Here is a 3,882-nt window from a genome sequence, read left to right on the forward strand (position 1 = left end):
TTCCGTAACCTCTTCTGCTGCTTTTTTCAATTCATTTTTAATTTTCTCTATTGCTTCACCTGTAATTTTGTCAAAACTCTTTACTCTCTCCCCTTTAAACAGTTTTTTCAATTCTTCTTTATACTCCCCTATAATTTTGTCTACACTTTATATTTCGTTTCTTTCCATGTTATCAAAACCTCCTTTTAGGTATAATTCTGATAACATCATATCTTTTAATCGGTTGGTTGTTCAGGATGATTATATCCATTTATGGAAATTTATGTTACACAAAAATAAATCGCACCCTAAAGTTACTTTTTTCGACATTAAATTAAGTATAAAGCAGTATTAGAGCCTGACGCAAAATATGATGTGTTGAATAACAGGCATGATAAGGGCTATAAATACCTTCTATCGGTAAAGAAGGTGTTTGTGCAGCTGTTAAAAAGCTTTGTGCGACAGGACTGGGTGCATAAAATTGACGAAGACAGTGTCGAGCAAATAAACAGGTCATTCATACTGCAGGATTTTAACGGGAAGGAAGCTGATTTGGTATACAAGGTCAGGATTGACGGAAGAGAAGTATTCTTTTATATGCTGAGTGAAGAGGAGCTGCTACAGCTTGGTAATTTAATCGGCGCAGTATTTTATATAAATCAGAAGCCTCGGTATGACGAAATAATTATGAGGCTAAAAAAACTGGTAGAGCAGTTAAATAAGATGAGCAAAGAGGATCTCAAGTTATTTAAGGTATGGCTTAAAAATATTGCAACGTGCGGGATGACAGAGGAAGAAACCGGGGAAATAGAAAAGATTATTGATGAGAACAAGGAGGTTGATGAAATGGTTTACGCCTTGGAGATAGTAATACGCATTGTAGAAAAACCATATTTGGCATAAAACAAAAGGAGTTTTGCTTGGATTAAAGATATTACAATGTGGGTGGAATTGTCCTCAAAAGTTTGCTTTTTAGCAAAATTAATATATTCTTTTTTTTATTCTCAATTTCACAACATATATCGGAACATATTAATGATAAAAAACCATTGTGTGAATAAGAATTACCGAAAATATCAAATATTCCCGCTACTTCCTGATTTGCCATTGTAAAATATTTATTTTCCGCAAAGAGCAAGTTTTCTTAAAATGTATCTTTCACTTCTTTATCCTTAATCTTTTTCTTTTTTCTGTACTGTATTCTTCAATTTTACCTTCTCTAATCATTTTATTGATTACCCTATTTATTCTTTTAATCATTTTACTTCTTTCGTCCCCGCGTTTAGAAAATTCTATTTTCCTCATCACCTCATCAGGTAACAAATCTTTCCCTTTTGTGCTTTCATTGAGAATTTCTATTATTACCTTCTCAATACTTTCTATCCAATTAAAGTTAAGATTATTCCGCCTGTTAAGGTTTTTTCTTTTAGGTTCCATCAAATCTTCTTCCAAAGAATTCCGAATTGAAAGATCAGCCTTTTTATGAGTACGAGATATATAATCTTTATCATTAACAATTTCGTTATTATGCAAATTTTCTTCACTCATATTATTTTTATTCACGGGCCGTATTCCCTTATCTTTCAACACATCCAGTATAGGGAGCATAGCAGCTTCCTTGTCTTTATAGAAATCACTTCCCCATACTCTCCAGAAAGTCCAGCCTGCCCTTTCAAGCTGTCTTTGTCTCATTCTATCCTCCCACCACTTTTCCGGCAGATGATATTTGTCTCCATCGCATTCCACAGCAAGCCTTGCCTTCTCTCCTTCGACAACCATATCAATCCTGCAGTTTCCCACTTTAACCTGAGGCTCTACTTTATATCCTCTTGCAGTAAGCCATTTATATACTTCCATTTCAAATGGTGATTCCAGTTTTTCTATTTTTCTATCATCATCTTCTCTATCTCTTTGCTTATTCTGAATATAATTCAACAGTTGAAATCTTAAGTCAACCGGATTAAGGTCTCTTATTTGTATGGAATGAAATAATATTAATTTGTCTTTTGCCCTGCTTACGGCAACGTTAAACCTTTGTTTATATGTTTCCGAAGTAAGTGAATATACATTTTTGCTGTCATTGCCGCTTACCACCATTGAAAGGATAATAATATCCCTCTCATCCCCCTGGAAGTTGTATGGATCCCCTACTCTTATTTTATATTCCTCTTGCTTTTCCGTATCTATATACTGATTTATTTCCTTCCAGATATATTTTGCCTGATCATTTCCCTGGAGAGTAATAACACCTATTGTTTTTTCTTTATATTTTCTATCATTAACTATGCTTTTGATTCTTTCACAAATAGCCTTAGCTTCCGGTTTATTTACATCACTTCCACCTTCTCTGTAACCGTCTTTCACAAAAAAGCTTTCCAAAACCGGTTCCAGTCTTTGTGATTCCGACACATTTCTCAAAGGTATTATCTGGTTATCATAACAAAGGTTATTACAAAATTGTATTATTTCCGGTATACATCTGAAGTGTTCTTTTAGCATAAGTGTCCCCTGCCTGGTAAATTTCATTTCGGCAATATCATACAGACTATTTTTTAAATTAAAATGTTCCTTATTAGGTATGCCGTTTAAGAATTCCCTTATTAATCTTTCTACTTCGGCATCGGAAATACCTACAGCACTTGGGCTTATTTGTTGAGGATCACCTACAATAACAGCTTTTTTCCCTCTTGCAAGAGCCAATAACCCTCTAATATCGCATTGGCTCGCTTCGTCAATAATTACAATATCAAAACTTCCAAACTGCGAAGTTATTACTTCCGAAACTTTGTAAAGCGGCATAATCCATACAGGAACCGCATCCTTTGCCTCAATCATTTTCTCCTGGGCAATTTTTATATTCTTCCAAGCCCATTTTCCGGTGCCTTTTCCTAATCTTCTTACAGCAAGTCTCCAGCTTTTCAAAGCCTCAATCTGCCTATCCGGTATTCTTAACAACCCAAGCTTGGTTTTGGCAACTATCAGCTCTAACTTTGCACCCTTAATACTTTTTGTTAATTCTTCCAGCCGTTTTTCGCACTTTGATATTTCGTAAGCTTTATTGTTAATGTCATGGATATATTTCTGCAAAGTTTTAAATTGTACTGATTCCATCCAGTATTCAGGATAAAGCTCTTCTTCAAGCACATTTTTGTCCAGCCACTTGGACGCCCAATTAGGCATGTATTCCGACAATTGTTTTACAAAAAACGAAAGCTCTTCATATTTAGGTTTTAGCTCATTCAACTTATTTATGAAACAATAGCATTCTTTCCATAATCCAAAAATTTTATCTTCATTTGTATATATTTTGTCAAAACACTCAAGAAGAATATAAACAGTTGGATGGCAGTTAATTTTATCTGCGTAGTTTATAAGCAAATTATGCAAATGATTAACTCTCTTTTCAGCTTCCCTTAATTTAATCTCCTTATATTTCATGCAAATTTTTGTATAGTATTTTTCAAGTTTCTCCTCTTTAGCATTTATAATATTATCAATATCACCTTCAATAATTTTTGATAATCCGGCTGCCAAATCAGGAAGTAAATCCTTTTGGTATGTAACAACATCATTTAATTTACTTACTACTGTGCAAATAAGGTTATATTTATCTATGTAAGAACCTACTTTTTCAATATCACACTTAACCTGTAAATTGCCGAAAAAAGCATTCAGTTTATCTAAATTACTTTCTTCACTTATAAGTAAATCCAGGTAAATCTTTATACTTCTCCAATCCTCATATGAGGTAGGCGGATTGCCACCTATTTTTATCTCCATAAGCGCTTTTTTTCTCTTGACGTTGAAATCAAGGATGCCATAAGCCTTCCTTCCCGAATCTAATTTGTCCAATACTTGTACAACAAAAGTCTTAAGCTCACTTAAGGTTATATTTTCAGGTAA

Annotated in this window: 2 protein-coding genes; one reads left to right on the forward strand and one right to left on the reverse strand. The window is 33.8% G+C overall.

Going from position 1 to position 3,882, the window contains the following annotated elements:
- The first annotated feature begins 354 nt into the window (after positions 1–354).
- Complete coding sequence (locus tag HPY74_20210) at positions 355–882, forward strand: Rpn family recombination-promoting nuclease/putative transposase (GenBank protein ID NSW92932.1); 528 nt, start codon at positions 355–357, stop codon at positions 880–882.
- Between the two features lie 255 nt (positions 883–1,137).
- Here HPY74_20210 and HPY74_20215 read toward each other — a convergent pair.
- A partial coding sequence (locus tag HPY74_20215) for a DUF559 domain-containing protein (protein ID NSW92933.1) occupies positions 1,138–3,882 on the reverse strand: 2,745 nt, incomplete at its 5' end.

The organism is Bacillota bacterium (assembly GCA_013314855.1).
Classification (GTDB): domain Bacteria; phylum Bacillota; class Clostridia; order Acetivibrionales; family DUMC01; genus Ch48.